Consider the following 19,366-nt stretch of genomic DNA (forward strand, 5'->3'; position numbering starts at 1 on the left):
TAGTGCTTATTTTAAAAAGAGGTTGAAGTTGATAGTAAGGTCTTTACCGGTTTTAATTGTTCCTAATAATGCTTTAGGGGGAGTCATTCCGAAATCGGCAAAAGTTATTTTTTGAACCCCTTGTAAGTTTATAATTTCATTGACAAAGCTTGTTTTTATCTGGGTTTTATATTCTTTACTAACTCCGGCTATGGTATAGATCCCGGTTAAATTCCAGGTAGATTCATTTACTTTTTCTGCAGATTTTAAAACGTATTTTATGTTTTTATGTGTTTTAGTATTTAGCGTTTCGTAAGCAGCTTTGTTTATACCGTTTTTTTCGTTTTTTATACTTTCTGCCAACAGCATAATAGTAAGACTGTTGATTTCGGTTATTTTATGATTCAAGGCTGTTATGTTTGCAGTACCCGTGCCGGTATCAGATTTCATTTCCCAGTCATGTAAAGTAGAGGTTCCGGTTACTGAAAATAGTGATTTTGTATCTACAGTGTAATTTTTCTGAGCTTTGGCATAGAAGGCAATCCCTAAGCAGATAAAGGTTAAGAGAATAGATTTGATTTTTTTTGTTTTCATTTTTGTTCTTTTTTTTGGTTGTTAATTAAGGGGAATTATCTAATAGTCGACTGATTTTTGAATCAGCAGCCGATTCCTAAGATGCGTTGTAAAAAAACAGACAGCTTCTTTAGAGCTGCTTTGAATAGTATTTAACATTTGGATTCTTTGCGTTCCAGACAGCTGTCAAAATTGAACTTCGTCTCCATTTGTTTTTACTACAATAAAAAGATTTCACTCTTTTTGGTGCTTAAAACTGAGAAAAATATAATTTATAATTTTCTTGCATATGTGTTAATTTTTGAATGAATTAACTTATTTTTAGCGAAAATATAAAAAAGATAATAACTGGAGGCAAAAAAAATATACTATTTTTACTCTTATTTGTTTGTTTTTTAACAAGTTTATTTTTTCAAATAAAAGTAAGCGACTGTACTATAGACTAATTGCTTTTTTATGATTCATAAGTTTCAACGAATACCATCCATACCCTATAAAAAAGTCTTTGATTTTATAGAAATAGTTTTTTGAAGTGTTTTTTTGATGAAATTTAGATAATGAGCAAAGCGAACCAAGTAATTTTTTTTAGCGAAAAAAGAGTCCAATAAAATCGAAAGGATGGGTAAAGATTTTAGAAATAGGATTAATATGAATTGTAAAAACAAGTGATGAGATGTGTCAAGTGACAGGGCAAATTGGTGACAAAAGAACAGACTGCTTGGTGTCACATAAAAAATTAAATTTTTGTCAGTATCTTTGAATATAAAACCAAATGTTTTGAAATCGACACTTTTAAAATTATTTTTCTTTTTCCTCTTCACTTCTCAAATTCAGGCACAAGAATTACTTCCTTTTGTTGAAAACTACAGTAAATCCGATTTTCAGGGAGATAATCAGGTTTGGAACGTTGCTCAGGGGAAAGATAACGCCATGTATTTTGCCAACAATCATTATTTGTTACGCTACGACGGTGTAATGTGGGAGAAATACACGTTGCCTAATAAAACAATCATTCGTTCTATTTTAATCGAAGATGACAAAATATATTCCGGTTCCTATAAAGAGTTTGGGTATTGGTATCGCAAGGATGGTAAAATGCATTATGTTTCGATTACCAAAAATCTTCGCCTGTTTGCCGAAAAAGACAATGAAGAGATCTGGAAGATATTCAGATTCAATGGATCGCTTTATTTTCAATCCTTCAATGATGTCTTTATTTATAATGGGAAAACCATTCAAAAGATCAAATTCTCATCGCTTATTTCGTATTGTTTTCCTGTCGATAAGAATCTTTATGTAGCGTCTGTTAAGGATGGTATTTTTAAGATGAATGGAAAAAAAATAGCCAATCCAAAGGGATGGGGGATTCTAAAAAATACGGTGGTTCATGCCATTGAAAAATACAAAGACGAAACGTATATTTTTACACAAAAAAAAGGCGTTTTTGTGGTCCAAAACAATGGACTTAAACCGTGGGACAATCCATTGAATGAGACCTTAAAGTCAACTACTATAAATGTGGCCAGATTTATTAAAGGCAATAAATTGGTTATTGGTACGGGGAATAAAGGCGTATTTATTTTAGACTTAAAATCCAATTTGTTTAAAAACATTGACCGAAATAATGTTTTAATGAACAATTCTATTTTGAGTATTGGTTTTGACAAAGAAGATGATTTGTGGCTTGGTTTAGATAATGGAATTGCCCATATTGAGGTGAATTCCCCCATATCAATTTTTTATGATAATACAGGAATCCTGGGATCCGTTTACTCTGTGGCAAACACAAAAGACGGCTATTTAATAGCTTCCAATCATGGTATTTTTGAGTTTGGGACCGGTAAGTTTAAGATGATGCCAAATACACAGGGGCAAGGCTGGAATATTACTAAAATTGGTGATAAATTTATTATCGGTCACAATGACGGAACATTCTCTTATGATAACGGTTCATTGACTAAAATCAGTACCGTGAGCGGAGGGTGGAATTTGTCCAAAAGCACCATTAACAATACCTATTTCCAATCGACTTACAGTGGTATTTTAGTATATGATGATTTGTCAGATTTGTCTAAGTATAAAACAATAAAAGGCCTCACAAAGCCTATAAAATATGTGGCTCAGAATAAGAAAAATGAAATTTGGGCAGCCGATAATTATCGCGGATTGTATCATGTACTATTAGACGATAACTACAATACCAAAAAAGTAGAAAACGTTACCCAACAGAGTAAAATAAAGAATGATTTTGGTATCAAGATTTTTGAGTTTAGAAAAGAAATACTTTTTCTAATTAATAATTCATGGTACACCTACAATTCAATTAGCAATAAACTCGAAAAAAATGAATTGTTTAATGCCAATTTCAAAAACGTTTCAGATGTTGTAGCCATAGACGAAGATCATTTTATGGTGCTTCAAAACGGAATTCTGTATCACATTTATGCCTCTGGGAATAAATTTGTCTGGAACATTATTCAGGAGAAATACTATAAAGGAAAATTGATTAATGAGAATTTAAGAATTTTTAAAAATCAGAATCACTATCTGTTAAATTTAGATGATGGTTTTATTTCACTTCAGTTAAAATACATCAACAAGCAGCACAAAACGTTACGAGTAGAAGCTTTTAGCGAGGGAACTCTGGTGACAGACAATTCTAAAATTAAATTCAATAAAGAGCTTAAAGTAAATGTGATCTCTGGAATTTATGGTGCAAGTAAACCTAATTTATTCTACAAGCTAAATAAAAGTAAAGATTTTGTTCCAATTTCTGACGGCGTTATTTTATTGAATAACTTAAGTAGCGGTTATCATTCGGTTGTTATTTACAAACACGACGGCGCCAGTTATGAAAAAGTAGCTGATTTTGATTTTAAAGTAGCACAACCCTGGTATTTTTCTTTATGGATGATTTTACTTTATTTAATAGGTGTAGCTGGAATTCTGTTTTTCTATTATAAATGGAATAAGCTGCGTTATACTCAAAAGTTAAAATTGCAAGCGGAAGAATTAAAGCACCAAAGAGAAATTCTGGAAATGGAATTAAAAACCGAGAATGAGTTGAATATTCAAGAATATGAAAAACACATTCTGGAATTGGAACTGCAAACCAAATCATCTGAAGTTGCCGGAAAATCATTGTCAATTGCCAAGCAGAGCGAAATGATAGACAACATCCAGAATATTTTAAATACAGAAAAAGATTTTAGTAAACTCAAAAGCGAAATTAAAAAAGCAATTAAAATCAATGAAGTAAACAAACACGAGTGGGAAATTTTTGAAACCAATCTGAACCAAATCCACAATGAGTTCATTATTAACCTTACCAAAAAATTCCCAAATCTGACTCCAAAAGATATTAAGCTCTGTGTATATCTTAAAATGAACCTTTCTTCAAAGGAAATTGCCCCTATGATGAACATCTCTTTTAGAGGTGTAGAATTACACAGATATCGTCTAAGAAAGAAGTTAGACCTGACTCAAGACGAAAACCTGTCAAAGTTTTTATTAAGTCTGTAAGATTCTGTTGATTTTTTTAAACATCTTTTACTTTTTTATTTCTTTTTTTAGATTATTCTAATACATCATTACTACATCATAACGTTATGTTAAAGGAAATAATTGAATATTTAAATTATTGACTATCAGTTTGTTGTATTCGTTTTTTTGCATAATGATGTAGCTGTGTAGTAGTGTGTTTGATGTACTACAACGTTGTAATTGTTTAATTTGGCTCTACTAACTTAAACGATTACAAACTGTATGAAAAATTTTATTTTTAGCTTTTTAGCACTCTTGCTGCTTCCGGCCTATATGTCCGGACAGGCAATTAAAGGAAAAGTACTAGACAGTAGCGGGATGGGTGTTCCGGGTGCTATTATTACGGCATCGGAATCCAAAACTTCTGCTGATACTGATTTCGACGGAAATTTTACGATTAATGCTAAAGTTGGAGAGACTTTAAAAATTGCTATGTTGGGATTTGATTCTGCTTCTGTACCGGCAAGTGCAGGACAAATGACAATCACGCTAAAAGAATCTGGTGATACCGCTTTAAAAGAAGTCGTTGTAATTGGATACGGTACCAGAAAGAAAGTTGATAATACAACCGCTATCAGCTCCATCAGATCGGAGGAAATTACAAAAACTAAAGTACTAAATGCTTCACAAGCCATACAAGGTAAAGCAGCAGGTGTACAGGTTATCTCTTCAGATTTACCGGGAAGTACACCATCTGTAATTATTAGAGGTCTGGGTACTGCACTTGGAGGAAGAACTCCGCTATACATTGTAGACGGAATGCCGACAGAGAATATCAATAACATTAATACAAATGATATCACTTCTTACGATATTTTAAAAGATGCTTCGGCATTGGCAATTTATGGTACAAGGGCTGCAAACGGTGTTATTATCATAACAACTAAAAGAGGTACAGGAAATAAAGTTTCTGTAGAAATCGAAAGTTTTGGAGGTATTAGAACGCCTCTTAAAAAAGTAAAAATGGCAGGTAGTAATAAGTATGCTCATTATACTAACTCAGCGCTACAATCCACTACTTTTTCTCAAGATCAGCCCGTTAATACAGATTGGTTTGACGAAATTACCAGAACGGGAACCTATACACAAAATAATATTTCTGTTTCGGGAGCTTCAGAAAATATAAAATACTTTTTTAGTTTAGGAAACTATGAAGAAAAAGCAATTATGAACGGTTTGGATTTTGGAAGAACCACTTTTAGAAATAATAATGAATATAAAATTTCTAAAAAGTTGAGTCTTAGTCAGAACTTTAGTTTTTCATCTTCCAAATCAACTCCAAAACCATTATCAGCATTTACAAATGCGTACAAACAATCTCCTTTGGTACCGGTTTATTTTCCTGACGGGAAATATGGTGTGTCCAGAGTTGGTGATAATGGTTTTGCTAACGAGACGGGATCTTCAATTAATAATGTAGGGAATCCTGTGGCACAGTTGGACTTTTTTGATGAAGAACAAAGAAGCATCAACTTGCAAGGTGGTTTGAAATTGGATTATGAGATTCTTAAATCTTTAAAATTTACTTCGCAATTTAATGGTGAATATTACACTTGGAAACAGTACAATTATGCAGATAACAAAAATATTTGGCTGGCTGCAAATCCTGATAAAGTAGCGAGTGATTATGAAAAAACGTTTCCGAATGCTAACGTTAATACACTCACAAAAGGCAGAGAACAATACTACAATTGGAATCTTTCTAATTATCTAACCTATAATAAAGTTTTTGGTGAGATTCATGATGTTGAGGTGACTGCCGGTATTGAAACAAATGTAAAAGGATCCAGAGAAAAATTAACGATTGTTAGAAAAAATGTAAATGCAAATGCTAATTATTGGTCATTAAAAGATGTAGAGTATGCAGCAAATGTTACAAGTTATAAAGATGAGGTTTTTAATGAAACTAAATTAGCATCCTATCTGGGGCGTTTTCAATATAAATTGATGGACAGGTATTTGGTTACCGGTACGGTTAGACGTGATGGATCTTCTAATTTTGGAAAAGATTATCGTTGGGGGACCTTTCCTGCTTTTGGTTTAGGCTGGATCGTTACCAAAGAGAGTTTTATGGCTAATGTTAAAGCAATCAGCTTATTGAAACTAAGAGGAGGCTGGGGTAGATTGGGTAACCAAAACGTACCACTTAACAGAGCAAGTTATACGTCCGGTCAAACGGCTTATTTAGGAGGTTCTATACTTAATGAAGGAACAACTATTAATTCTCAAATTGATCCAAGTTTATCTTGGGAAATAACAGAAGAAACTTCAGCCGGTATTGATTTTGAATTATTTGAAAATAAGTTAAAAGGATCATTCGATTTATATGATAAAAATACTAATAATGTAATACTAAATACAAGACCTTACGCTACTTCCGGAATTACAAATGCATCTCCTGCGCATGTAGGTGAGGTTTCCAACAAAGGTTATGAAATTTCGCTGCGTTGGGATGATAAAATTAATGAGAATTTCAGCTACTGGATTGGGGGTAATTTTTCAAACAATAAAAATGAACTTACCGGTGTAAAAACTGTAATCTTGTCTCCTGTAGTTGGTGGTGGTTTGGGTAACGGACAAGACACCAAATTGTTAGACAATACCTCTGTTGGACAACCAATAGGAAGTTTTTACCTTTATGAGTATGCTGGCTTTGATCCTGCAAACGGAAAGATGCTTTATTATAATGCAGCAGGAAACAAAGTAACTCAAGATGCGTTAAGCGCAACTGCAGATAAAAAATATGTAGGTTCTATTTTACCAAAATCTAATTACGGTGTTACGTTAGGATTTAATTACAAAAACTTTGATTTTTCTGTTGATGGTTACGGAACGTCTGGAGCAAAAGTATATAATGGTAAAAAAGCACAACGTTTTTCAGGCGAGAACATTGAGGAATCTCTAGCGAATAACTTCTGGACACCAAATAATACGACCGCTTCTAATCCCGGAGCATTTAATCAAGTACCGGTAGCATCTACTTATTATTTAGAATCAGGTGATTTTTTTAGAATCAATAACATTACTGTAGGTTACAAATTGCCTTTACAAAGCAACAGTTTTATTAGTTCTTGCAGAATTTATGTAAACGCAATCAATCCATTCATTACGCAAAAATTCTCAGGATTTTCTCCCGAGTTAAATGGCGATGGTGATCCATACAAACTTCAAGGAGTGGAGTTAGATGCTTATCCAACTTTGAGATCGTTTGTAATGGGTGCTAATTTAAAATTTTAAGATCATGAAAAAAATATATATAACAGCGTTCGTAGTATCAGCCTTCTTTTTTTCAGGATGTGCGGACGATTATTTAGATGTAGATCAAACCGAATCTATTTCTACAGATGATACCGAATTGTTTAATAACGATGCGGGAGCTGCTACGTTTGTAACGTCAATTTATAACAAGTTTCTAAACTGGGACATGACCTCATTTGGCTGGATTGGTCTTTCAAGTATTACGTCTGATGATGCGGACAAAGGTTCATCACCAGGAGATACAGGAACCGATAAAGATGTATTGGATGCTTTAACGTATAATGCATCAAATCCATCTGCGGAGAGTACTTTTAGAGCTAATTATGATGGAATTAACCGATGTAATCAAGCTTTAAATATTTTACCAAAATTAGATAAAGTTAATCCTGCCTTAAGGAATAGATTAGCGGGTGAGGCAAAATTCTTAAGAGCTTTTATGTATTTTACTTTGGTAAAATGTTATGGAGGAGTTCCTATCGTAGATCATTTACCTGTTCCGGGTTCTGATTCGGACAGAATTATGCAACTAACTCGTAAGTCCGCTGCTGAGGTATATACTTTTATTGAAAACGATTTAAATGAAGCAATTGCTGCTTTGCCGGAAAAAGGCGCTTATGCTGCGGGAGAACGAGCACGAGCTTCAAAAGGTGCTGCTTATGCGCTATTGGCAAAAGTAAGTTTGTATCAAAAGAAATGGCAACAGGTAGTCGATAATTGTAATAAAGTTACCGGATATTCTATTGTTAATGATTATGCTTCCATGTATAAAGCTGCGGGGAAATTTGATTCTGAATCTATTTTTGAAATTTATGCCCAAGGAGCTGTACCGGCAAAAGGAATTGAAGGTTATTCTAATACACAAGGTGCTCGTGGTACCGGTGGTTGGGGATGGGGGTTCAACACACCTTCTCAAAGTTTAGTAAATGCCTATGAGCCAGGGGATGTTAGAAAAAATGCTACTATTATTTTTAGAGGTACTACTTTATACGATGGTAGAGTGATACCTAACACGGTGGAGAACGAAAGATACAACTACAAGTGTTATTCATCTCTTTATACAGATGCATGGGAAACCGACGTAGATATTAAATATTTAAGATATGCTGAAGTTTTATTGATGAAAGCAGAAGCTTTAAATGAATTAGGACAAACTGGGGAGGCTATTCCTTTATTAAACCAAATCAGACTTAGAGCAAATTTAGGTGAAACACCAGCTGTTTCTCAAGGAGATGTTAGAATAGCGATCTGGAAAGAAAGAAGAGTTGAAATGGCTTTTGAACACGACAGATTTTTCGATTTAGTGCGTACAGGACAAGCCAAAGCTGCTTTTGATGTTGATGGAAAGAACTTTATAGTTGGAAGACATGAATTGTTCCCTATACCGGCAGCATTTTTAAGAGAAGCCGGAAATCTATCTTCTCAAAACCCTGGTTACGATAACTTTTAAAGACAATCAAAATGAAAAAAAATAAATATATTTTCTTGCTTTCTTCTGTTGCAATGTCAGCATTTTTTACTGGTTGTGAGGATAGTATAGATAAAGTTAACAGTCCAATTCCGTACGAACAAATTGGCGGATATGATAATTCAGATGCTATTGCTCCAGACCATTTGGTGGCTAAATTTAGTTTTGATGGAACTATTTCAGATTCTAAAAATGCAATTACGGATGGTGTTGGACAAAACGTTAGCTATGAAGCGGGAATCAAGGGAGAGGCTTACAAAGGATCTAAAACATCTTTTATAGCTTACAATAACGTTGCAAGTTCTGTAATAAACCTGAAGAGTATTACAGTTTCAATGTGGATCAAAACAGATCCACATACAGGTGGAGCTCAATCTTTATACATGCTCCCTAAAAAAACAGATTTCTGGGGGAATATTTTTACACTTATTGAAGGAACTGGACCAGCAACCACAATGTTGATGAAAAACCATACCCAAAGAGATGTAATGCCTAGTATTCCTTGGGCTGGGCAATTTATTGAACATAATGGAGCAAACCTTTTGACTAATATGTTTGGCGCATGGAAACATTTAGTGTGGACCTATAATGGTACAAGTTCTACGTACAGTCTCTATATAGATGGGAAAAAATTAGACTTGCCATTATCTCTTTCAAAAAGATATGCAAGTGATCCTACAATGGGAGGAGGTCCTTATGGAGAACTGGCTAATTCTGAAGTCTCAAAATTTATCATTGGCGGTTTTCAACAGCATTTAGGTCCTCCATTTGGAAATCCTGATAGTTGGATGCTTCATTATACGGGATTAATGGATGAATTCAGAATTTATGATTCTGCTCTTACGGATAATGAAGTTGCAGCATTATATAAACTTGAAAAAGATAACAGATAAGTAATTTGTAAGACACCTGGAGATTTTTTCTCCGGGTGTATTTTTTAATTCATAATATTTTATAAAGAATGAAAATTTCAATATACCTAATCGCTTTTTTGAGTTTTTTTAACTCGTGTTCCTCTTCTACACCGGAGGAAAAATCAGGAGGTACTCCATTACCCACAACTCCGGTAACACCGACTAAACCTTTGACCGATGCAGAAGCAATGGATCAGGTTCAAAAAGATGCTATAAAATATTTTTGGGATTATGCCGATCCAAATTCAAAATTAGCAAGAGAAAGATATCTTACGGAGGACCCTAATTTTGAGTCCAATATTATAACAACCGGAGGTTCGGGTTTTGGGTTAATGACTATTGTTGTAGGTATAGAAAGAGGTTTTTTGCCAAGGGCAGAAGCTGTTTCCAGACTTACAACGGCCTTAACTTTTCTGGAAAAAGCAGAGCGTTTTCACGGAGCATGGCCGCATTGGATGGACAATAAATCAGGAAAAGTGATTCCGTTTGGAACAAAAGATAATGGAGGAGATTTGGTTGAAACTTCTTTTGTTTGCCAAGCTTTAATTACCATCAGAGAGTATTTTAAAAATGGAAGTACTACGGAAAAAGCATTAGCAGCAAAAGCAGATGAACTTTGGAGAGGTGTAGAGTGGAGCTGGTACACAAAAGGCGAAAATGCTTTATACTGGCATTGGTCTCCTAATTATGGATGGGAAATGAATTTTAAACTCGAAGGTTACAACGAATGTTTAATCACTTATGTTATGGCAGCCGCATCGCCAACTTATCCGATTTCTGCAGAAGCCTATCATCAGGCTTGGGCAAGAAACGGAGCTATTGTAAGTGGCAGTGCTCAATATGGGTTACCGGTTGTTTTAAATTACAATGGAGCTTCGGGTAACGTTGGACCAATGTTCTGGTCGCATTATTCTTATTTAGGTTTAGATCCGAATACTTTAAGCGACAAATATGCAGATTATTGGCAATTGACACAGAATCATGCCAAAATTATGGTGCAATACAGCATTGCTAATCCGAAAAAATGGAAAGATTACTCCGATAAATGTTGGGGACTTACCGCAAGTTATACCCGTAATGCGGATGGAACCACAGGTTATACCGCACACCAACCTAATAATGATACGGGAGTAATCACACCAACAGCAGCTTTGTCTTCTTTTCCTTTTACACCGGTAGAATCAATGAAATTTTTGCATTATCTGTATGATGAAAACAAAGCAAAATATGTCGGAATTGCAGGCCCTTATGATGCTTTTTCACCACAGTACAATTGGGTAACACCTCGTTATTTGGCCATAGACCAAGGAACCATAGCGCCAATGATTGAGAATTACAGAAGCGGTTTATTATGGAAGTTGTTTATGAACGCAGCGGACACCAAACAAGGTTTAACCAAACTTGGATTTAAATCAGGCAAATACGGAATCTAATTGTCATGAAATATAAAATAACACTATTGATACTGCTCTTTTCTGTATTGAGTTTTGCACAAAGCGAAACAACCGGAAAACTAAAAACAGTGATTGTAACCCATTGCGAATTGGGTTATGCACTGCACAAACCGGCCAACGCAAAAGAGAAAAAGCCCTTAATAGTTTTTATTTCAGGTGATGGAGAAAAAGGTACAGACATTGAAAAAGTAAAAATTAACGGCCCTCTAAAATACCTGAAGACCCACAAGTTAGATGCTTATGTTCTTGCTCCGCAATGCAAAGAAGACGAAGATTGGGACATAGAGTCTATCTACCAGTTAATTATGAAAATCAGGAAAGAGAACAATATAGACTCCAACCGTATTTATGTGACCGGTTTGAGTTCAGGAGGCTGGGCAGCATGGAATTTAGCGCTTTCATACCCCGATATGTTCGCGGCAATTGTGCCCATTTCAGGTTTTGTTGATTTGATTCCGTTAGAAAAAGTATGCAAAATAGCGTCTATTCCAACCCGAATTTATCACGGTTTATTAGATGATGTTGTCAATGTAGATTATGCCGTAACGGTTTACAAAGAATTAAAAAAATGCAAGACGAATGATGTCCGATTAATCATTTTTGACGACGCGGGTCACGACAGCTGGACAAGAGTTTATGACAATCCGGAGATTTATGACTGGATGTTTAAACAGATAAAAACAAATACGAACAAATAATATAGAATAGAATGAAAAACAAATTAGTCTTACTTTTTTTAGGATGTGCTGTTTTGGGTTACGCTCAAAAAAAGAACACTAAAAATACAGTAAAAATTAAACCGAAGTCTGAATTTGTGGCAGAGTTAATTTCTAAAATGACGCTGGACGAAAAATTAGGTCAGTTAAATTTGCCAACATCGGGTGATATTACAACAGGGCAAGCCAACAGCTCCAATGTTGCAAAAAATATTGCTGATGGTAAAGTAGGGGGTTTGTTCAATATAAAATCAGTTCAAAAAATCAGAGAAGTACAAAAGATTGCGGTTGAAAAAAGCCGTTTAAAAATCCCGTTGTTATTTGGTATGGATGTCATTCACGGTTACGAAACAACATTCCCAATTCCATTAGGACTATCATGTACCTGGGATATGAACTTAATTGAAAGAAGTGCCCAGATTGCAGCTCAGGAAGCCAGTGCAGATGGGATTAACTGGACATTTTCGCCAATGGTTGATATTTCCCGTGACCCGCGTTGGGGAAGAGTTTCGGAAGGTTCAGGTGAAGATCCGTATTTAGGAAGCCAGATTGCAAAAGCAATGGTAAACGGGTACCAACAAAAAGATTTGACAAAAAATAATACTATTTTGGCCTGTGTAAAACATTTTGCGTTATACGGTGCACCGGAAGCAGGACGTGATTACAACACAGTTGATATGAGCCATATCAGGATGTTTAACGATTATTTTCCTCCTTATAAAGCGGCAGTTGATGCAGGAGTAGGTTCCGTAATGGCTTCTTTTAATGAAATTGACGGGATTCCTGCAACAGGAAATAAATGGTTAATGACCGATGTTTTAAGAAAACAGTGGGGGTTTAAAGGTTTTGTAGTAACAGATTTTACAGGAATTCCGGAAATGATTGAGCACGGAATGGGGAACTTACAAGAGGTGTCTGCTCTGTCTTTAAATGCCGGTGTTGAAATGGATATGGTGGGTGAAGGTTTCTTAACAACGCTTAAAAAATCTTTAGACGAAAAACGAGTAACAATCGAACAAATTGATAATGCGGTTAAGCTTATTTTAAATGCAAAATATGATTTAGGATTATTTGAAGATCCTTATAAATATTGCGATGACAAAAGAGCCAAAACTGAAATTTTTACAGCAAACAGTAGAAAAGAAGCACGTCAGATCGCAGCACAATCTTTGGTGTTGTTAAAAAATCAAAATCAGGCACTACCTCTTAAAAAGTCAGGTACTATCGCGCTTATCGGACCTCTGGCAGACGCCAAAGAAAACATGCCGGGAACCTGGAGTGTAGCTACAAAAATGGAAAATGCAGTATCCTTATTGAGAGGTATCAAAGAAGTTGCAGGACCTTCCGTTAAAGTGTTGTATGCAAAAGGAAGTAACTTAGATTATGATGCAGATTTCGAAACGAAGGCAACCATGTTTGGCAAAACATTGCACCGTGATGATCGTTCTAAAGAAGAATTACTGGCAGAAGCATTAAAAATAGCCAACCAATCTGATGTGATTGTGGCAGCGCTTGGAGAATCTGCAGAAATGAGCGGAGAATCCAGCAGTCGTACTAATTTAGAAATTCCGCAAGCACAGAAAGATTTATTACAAGCTTTGCTTAAAACAGGGAAACCGGTTGTTTTGGTTTTATTTGACGGACGTCCGTTAGTATTGAATCAAGAAAATGAAACGGTTCCGGCAATTTTAAATGCTTGGTTTGCGGGAAGTGAAGCAGGATATGCTATTGCAGATGTTTTATTTGGTGATGTTAATCCATCAGGGAAATTAACATCGACTTTTCCAAGAAGCGTAGGGCAAGTACCCATTTATTATGCACACAAAAATACAGGAAGACCGCTTGCTAATACAGAAGGGAAATTCGAAAAATTCAGATCCAATTATATCGATGAGAGAAACGAACCCTTATTCCCATTTGGATTTGGTTTAAGTTACACCACTTTTGAGTATTCAAATTTAAAGATTTCATCCGATAAAATGAATTCATCCGGAAATGTAAAAGTAACCGTTGAGGTTGCCAATACAGGAAATTTTGACGGAAAAGAAACCGTACAATTATACATTAGAGATTTAGTTGGTTCTGTAACAAGACCAGTTAGAGAATTAAAAGGCTTCCAAAAAATAGCCCTTAAAAAAGGAGAAAAACAAACCGTGACTTTTGAGATCACCGTTGAAGATTTAAAATTTTATAATTCTGATTTACAATTCGTAGCAGAACCTGGGCAGTTTGATGTTTTCGTAGGAACAGATTCAAATGCCGATAAGAAAGTTAGTTTTGAGTTAACTAAATAGTTGGTTTGTTCTATTGGTCAGCCCTTCGTGTAGTTAGCGAAGGGCTTTTTTTTAAAAGAAACATTTATTTTTTAAACCATCATAATTTTAATTCTTAGATAATGAATACAATTAAAGTAGTTCGAACATTTCTTTTTTTGATAGTATTGGCCGTTTTTTCTTCCTGCAGTAGTAAGAAAAATGGTGTAGTGGCACATCGCGGCGCCTGGAAAACCAATAAGTTACCTGAAAATTCTATCGCAGCGCTTAGACATGCCATCGATTTAAAAGCAGCAGGTTCAGAATTTGATGTTGTAATGACAGCCGATGATTCTCTTGTCATCAATCATGATCCGCATTACAATAAATTGATTATTGAGGAAACTAACTATGCGGACTTAATTAAGTTCAGACTCTCTAATGGAGAAAAACTTCCAACACTTTACGAATATATTGCCGAAGGAAAAAAGAATAATAAACAGACTCTTTTGGTGTGTGAAATAAAACCTTCAGGAATAAGCAAAGAAAGAGGACAAAAAATTGCACGCATGGCGGTTGAAATTGTAAAGAAACTTAAGGCCGAAAAAATAACCGGTTATATCAGTTTTGATTATGAAATTTTAAAGCAGATTAGAAAAGTAGATTCAAAAGCTACTTTGCAATATCTGGAAGGCAATAAATCACCTGCGGAAGTTAAATCAGATCAGATTACAGGAATTGATTATCATTATTCCGTTTTTAAGAAGCATCCTGAATGGATTAAAGAAGCAAAAGAAAATCATATCATTTTAAATGCCTGGACGGTTAATGATCCTGCAGATATGGATTGGATAATTGCGAATAATTTTGACTATATAACTACAAATGAACCCGAACTTTTGAAGGAAAGAGTAAAGGGGAGAAAATAGAATAAAGAACATAGAATAAAGAAATGTTTTTAGATGAAATAATTTCTTTATAAAATTAAAATCATATGAAAAATATATTTGTACTGCTGACAATTTTTCTTTTGTCCCTTTTGATGTTGTATAGTAGTAATATGACAGCTCAAAATACGAACATACCGGGAAAAACAGAATGGTTTGATCCGGAAAAACCAGCAACAACCTATTGTAATCCCATCAATATTGGGTACAATTATACGACTCAAAATCATAATGGAATTCCGGAATCCCGCCGTTCGAGTGCCGATCCGGTGATTATTACTTATAAAGGAGATTATTATTTATTTGCCACCAATCAGGCCGGTTTTTTCTGGAGTAAGGATATGTCTGATTGGAAATTTGTTTACGGTAGTTTTCAAAGAAATCCCGGAGACGATGATCAATGTGCACCGGCAGCTTGGGTGGTAAACGATACCCTATTTTATGTAGGTTCAACCTGGAAAAAAGACCATCCGGTTTGGAAAACAGCTGACCCGAAATCGGGAAGGTGGACAAGGCATGTCAACACTGCAATGCTGCCAACCTGGGATCCAGCCATTTTTCAGGATGATGATAAAAAAGTGTATATGTATTATGGTTCAAGCGGTAAATTACCGCTAGTGGGTGTTGAGGTAGATTATAAAACCTGGCTTCCAAAAGGAAATCAGGCTGATTATGCCAAACTATATGCTGCAACAGAAGTCGAAGACATTCAGAAACCTTATGGACAGGCAAAAGCAGTCGTTGGATTAGACCCTTCAATACATGGCTGGGAACGTTTTGGACCAAATAATGATATGGAGCCCGCTCCCTGGGGGAATTTTATTGAGGGAGCCTGGATGACCAAACACAACGGAAAATATTATATGCAGTACGGAGCACCTGCTACCGAGTTTAAAGGTTATGCAAATGGAGTTCACGTAGGGGATAATCCATTAGGGCCATTTGTCTATCAAAAACACAATCCGATGTCTTATAAACCCGGAGGTTTTGTAATTGGCGCAGGCCACGGAAATACTTTTGCCGACAATTATGGAAATTATTGGAATACAGGTACCTGTAAAATCTCCATAAAAGACCGTTTTGAACGCCGCATCGATATGTTCCCGGCCGGATTTGATCAAGATGGAGTAATGTATTCTATTACAACATACGGTGATTTTCCGATTGTACTGCCGACCCAACAAAGGGATCAGACCAAAGGAGCCTCGTCAGGTTGGATGTTACTTTCCTATAAAAAGCCCGTGACGGTTTCTTCTTCTGAAACTTGTAACGAGGTGGAAACACACAGAATGGACAACGGTGGTAAAAAAGTATATGAAAAAATCTGTTACGATGCTTCAAACCTGACTGACGAAAATATTCAGACCTACTGGTCCGCAACATCAGATCAACCGGGAGAGTGGTTACAACTTGATTTGGGAAGAAAGATGGAAATTAAGGCGCTGCAAATCAATTATGCAGATCATAAAGCAACCCAGTACAATAAAGCAATGGATATTTATTATCAGTATAAAATATGGATGTCCAATGATGCTCAAAATTGGACTTTAGTGGTTGATAAATCAGCCAATGATAAAGATGTTCCTCATGATTACGTTGAATTAACAAAACCAATTAAAGCGCGTTATATAAAGATGGTCAACATTCATAATGCTTCAGGAATGTTTGCTGTTTCGGACTTTAGAGTTTTCGGAAACGGATTGGCAGAAAAGCCAAGAGCAGTTTCTGATTTTAAAGTGAAAAGAAATGCAACCGATCCCCGTAATGCGATTATTTCATGGACAAATAAAACAGACGCTATAGGTTACAACATCTACTACGGAATTACGCCTGATAAATTGTACAATAGTATCATGGTCTATGGTGATCGTACTTATGATTTCAGAGGTCTGGACAAAGGCACAAAGTATTATTTTGCAATTGAACCTTTTAACGAAAACGGTATTGGCGCCAAAAGTAAAATTATGGAAGTAAAATAGCTGTTGAGCACAATTAATTTTGACACATAGGAGATTACTAAGCAAAAATGCTGTACAATTTTCCTTATCTCTCCACCATTTGTCTGGCTGAGCGGAGTCGAAGCTCTTTTTCCCTAACCAGCCTTCGACTTCGCTCAGGGTGACAATAATGCATAAAAGAATGTTTAATTGATATCTAGAGGGTGTTTTTAACGAGACAAACATAGGAGAGATATAGTTTGTAAAGTCAGATAAAGTCGCTTCACTTAAAATAAATCACATAAAGTTATGTGAAAAAATTGTGATTTTCTAAAAACACCATAAATGTTAGTTTTAAATCGATGTTTCTATGTGTTAAATAAAATTAGCAGTATTACACCCGACAGCTAACTAAAATAATTTTTGAGTAGTGAAATCCTGAAAAGGCTGATTCCAAACAAAAAAGCTTAGAATCAGCGTTTTTTTATAGAAAAGCACTAAGAAAAAGTAGTCGAGTTGTAAAGAATTTTGTTCCTTTGTAAGGCTCGATAAAAAAGAGCGCTTAACCCAAAATGCTATAAAAACCATGAAAAAAACGATTCTTTTAACTGTTTTAGCTTTAAACGGATTGACATCTTTTGCGCAGTCAAATGATGAAAAAAACATTAAATTATTCTACAAAAAGGCCTTAACCGAGTCAAAATGTTATACTTGGTTAGAATATTTGTCAAACGATATCGGAAGTCGTTTATCAGGATCTCCCACTGCAGCAGCGGCAGTTCAATACACCAAATTGCAATTAGAAAGACTGGGACTTGACAAAGTATATTTGCAGGAAGTAATGGTACCACACTGGGTTCGTGGAGAAAAAGAGACTGCCTATATCTTAGACAATAAAGCAAAAACGGTGGTTCCGATTTGTGCTTTGGGTGGATCAGTTGCAACAGCTAAAGGTGGTCTTACAGCTGAGGTAATTGAGGTGAAAGGAATCAAAGAATTAGCAGAATTAGGAGATAAAGTAAAAGGAAAAATTGTGTTTTATAACAGACCAATGAATCCGGAGAACATTGAAACTTTTACTTCTTACGGGGCTTGTGTAGATCAAAGATACGCTGGTGCAAAAGAAGCAGCTAAATTGGGAGCAGTAGGAACTATTGTTCGCTCTATGAATTTGCGTTTAGATGACTTTCCACACACAGGGGCACAAAGTTATGGTGATTTGCCAAAAGAGCAATACATTCCAACAGCAGCAATTAGTACAAACGGTGCCGAATTGTTAAGTGCATCTTTAAAGAGAAATCCGGCTTTGAAATTTTATTTCAAACAATCTTGCGAAACCTTACCGGATGTTTTGTCACATAACGTTATTGGGGAATTGACAGGTAAAGAACACCCTGAAAATATTATGGTTGTGGGCGGTCATTTAGATTCTTGGGATTTAGCAGACGGATCACATGATGATGGAGCAGGAGTAGTACAAAGTATGGAAGTAATTCGTATTCTTAAAAATTTAGACTACAAACCTAAAAATACCATTCGTGTAGTATTGTTTATGAACGAAGAAAATGGTGGAAAAGGTGGAGCGAAGTATGAAGAAATTTCAAAGAAAAACAATGAAAATCATATTTTTGCCTTAGAAAGTGATTCAGGTGGATTTAGTCCAAGAGGATTTTCTATTGAAGCAGATGATGCTAATTTGAAAAAAATACAAGGGTACAAAGACCTTTTCGAACCTTATTTAGTGCATAGTTTCACCATTGGACATGCAGGTTCAGATATTAATCATTTAACATCAAAAGCAATTGTAAAAGCAGGTTTAAAACCAGATTCTCAACGTTATTTTGATTATCACCACGCTGCAAATGATAAATTTGATGCAATCAACAAAAGAGAATTAGAACTTGGAGCGGCAACTATGACTGCTTTAATGTATCTAATGGATCAAAACGGAATTGAGACGCCTAAAGTAAACTAAGGTTTCATAAATAAAATGATAAAAGCTGCGAGTTCAATCTTGCAGCTTTTTTTTTTAGATCAAGTTGTGCTGTATAAAGAGTTCTCCTGCTCCTTTTTAATTGTTACCTAAATTTTTAGCACGCAGATTTGGCAGATTGCACAGATTTTTTTGTATTTGGTAAATAAGATCAGCCTAATCTGCTAAATCTGCGTGCAAAAGAAAATCTTTGCTAGTCTTGCGGTTAATTTTTTAATCGTAAAATGAAGACAAGGTTTGTAAAGTTTATTTATAGCATTACGACTCCTTTTTAATTGTATACCTAAATTTTTAGCACACAGATTTGGCAGATTGCACAGATTTTTTTGTATTTG

At 35.3% G+C, this 19,366-nt stretch carries 11 protein-coding genes; 10 read left to right on the plus strand and 1 reads right to left on the minus strand.

The genetic code is table 11. The annotated features are described in order from the left end of the window. Nucleotides 1-6: 6 nt before the first annotated feature. Entirely contained in the window at nt 7-573 is a 567-nt protein-coding gene (locus ACHRV5_RS05585; protein ID WP_047775897.1) for a YceI family protein, read from the minus strand. A 756-nt stretch (nt 574-1,329) separates the two neighbouring features. Here ACHRV5_RS05585 and ACHRV5_RS05590 point away from each other — a divergent pair. The 10 genes from ACHRV5_RS05590 to ACHRV5_RS05635 all read left to right on the plus strand — a co-directional run bounded on the left by ACHRV5_RS05590 (nt 1,330) and on the right by ACHRV5_RS05635 (nt 19,013). After that, nucleotides 1,330-4,074, plus strand: coding sequence for a histidine kinase (locus ACHRV5_RS05590; RefSeq protein ID WP_395426203.1), 2,745 nt, complete (start codon nt 1,330-1,332; stop codon nt 4,072-4,074). Between the two features lie 243 nt (nt 4,075-4,317). Further along, complete coding sequence (locus tag ACHRV5_RS05595) at nt 4,318-7,332, plus strand: SusC/RagA family TonB-linked outer membrane protein (RefSeq protein WP_395426060.1); 3,015 nt, start codon at nt 4,318-4,320, stop codon at nt 7,330-7,332. Between the two features lie 4 nt (nt 7,333-7,336). Beyond that, nucleotides 7,337-8,800, plus strand: a complete 1,464-nt coding sequence (locus tag ACHRV5_RS05600; RefSeq protein WP_395426061.1) for a RagB/SusD family nutrient uptake outer membrane protein — start codon at nt 7,337-7,339, stop codon at nt 8,798-8,800. Between the two features lie 11 nt (nt 8,801-8,811). Then, on the plus strand, nt 8,812-9,711 hold the full coding sequence (locus ACHRV5_RS05605) for a LamG domain-containing protein (protein WP_047775889.1): 900 nt from the start codon (nt 8,812-8,814) through the stop codon (nt 9,709-9,711). A gap of 68 nt (nt 9,712-9,779) precedes the next feature. Beyond that, nucleotides 9,780-11,165, plus strand: a complete 1,386-nt coding sequence (locus ACHRV5_RS05610) for a glucoamylase family protein (protein WP_395426062.1) — start codon at nt 9,780-9,782, stop codon at nt 11,163-11,165. 5 nt (nt 11,166-11,170) lie between these two features. Further along, complete coding sequence (locus ACHRV5_RS05615; RefSeq protein WP_395426064.1) at nt 11,171-11,884, plus strand: prolyl oligopeptidase family serine peptidase; 714 nt, start codon at nt 11,171-11,173, stop codon at nt 11,882-11,884. Nucleotides 11,885-11,895: 11 nt separating this feature from the next. Then, entirely contained in the window at nt 11,896-14,196 is a 2,301-nt protein-coding gene (bglX, locus tag ACHRV5_RS05620; protein ID WP_395426066.1) for a beta-glucosidase BglX, read from the plus strand. Nucleotides 14,197-14,297: 101 nt separating this feature from the next. After that, nucleotides 14,298-15,083 (plus strand): glycerophosphodiester phosphodiesterase family protein, encoded by a 786-nt coding sequence (locus ACHRV5_RS05625; RefSeq protein ID WP_395426067.1) that lies wholly within the window; start codon nt 14,298-14,300, stop codon nt 15,081-15,083. 65 nt (nt 15,084-15,148) lie between these two features. Then, entirely contained in the window at nt 15,149-17,080 is a 1,932-nt protein-coding gene (locus ACHRV5_RS05630; RefSeq protein ID WP_395426068.1) for a discoidin domain-containing protein, read from the plus strand. Between the two features lie 544 nt (nt 17,081-17,624). Beyond that, nucleotides 17,625-19,013 carry a M20/M25/M40 family metallo-hydrolase gene (locus ACHRV5_RS05635; protein ID WP_395426069.1) on the plus strand — a complete coding sequence of 463 codons (1,389 nt, stop codon included), beginning with the start codon at nt 17,625-17,627 and terminating at the stop codon, nt 19,011-19,013. Nucleotides 19,014-19,366 lie beyond the last annotated feature (353 nt).

Origin of the sequence: Flavobacterium sp. FlaQc-52, from assembly GCF_044007495.1 — a bacterium.
In the GTDB taxonomy this organism is placed as follows: Bacteria; Bacteroidota; Bacteroidia; order Flavobacteriales; family Flavobacteriaceae; genus Flavobacterium; species Flavobacterium cupriresistens.

Bases quoted from the DNA above. Each gene is read 5' to 3' on its own strand.
- ACHRV5_RS05585 (WP_047775897.1), bottom strand. From the start codon at position 573: ATGAAAACAAAAAAAATCAAATCTATTCTCTTAACCTTTATCTGCTTA.
- ACHRV5_RS05600 (WP_395426061.1), top strand. From the start codon at position 7,337: ATGAAAAAAATATATATAACAGCGTTCGTAGTATCAGCCTTCTTTTTT.
- ACHRV5_RS05615 (WP_395426064.1), top strand. From the start codon at position 11,171: ATGAAATATAAAATAACACTATTGATACTGCTCTTTTCTGTATTGAGT.
- ACHRV5_RS05595 (WP_395426060.1), top strand. From the start codon at position 4,318: ATGAAAAATTTTATTTTTAGCTTTTTAGCACTCTTGCTGCTTCCGGCC.
- ACHRV5_RS05635 (WP_395426069.1), top strand. From the start codon at position 17,625: ATGAAAAAAACGATTCTTTTAACTGTTTTAGCTTTAAACGGATTGACA.
- ACHRV5_RS05625 (WP_395426067.1), top strand. From the start codon at position 14,298: ATGAATACAATTAAAGTAGTTCGAACATTTCTTTTTTTGATAGTATTG.
- bglX (WP_395426066.1), top strand. From the start codon at position 11,896: ATGAAAAACAAATTAGTCTTACTTTTTTTAGGATGTGCTGTTTTGGGT.
- ACHRV5_RS05630 (WP_395426068.1), top strand. From the start codon at position 15,149: ATGAAAAATATATTTGTACTGCTGACAATTTTTCTTTTGTCCCTTTTG.
- ACHRV5_RS05610 (WP_395426062.1), top strand. From the start codon at position 9,780: ATGAAAATTTCAATATACCTAATCGCTTTTTTGAGTTTTTTTAACTCG.
- ACHRV5_RS05605 (WP_047775889.1), top strand. From the start codon at position 8,812: ATGAAAAAAAATAAATATATTTTCTTGCTTTCTTCTGTTGCAATGTCA.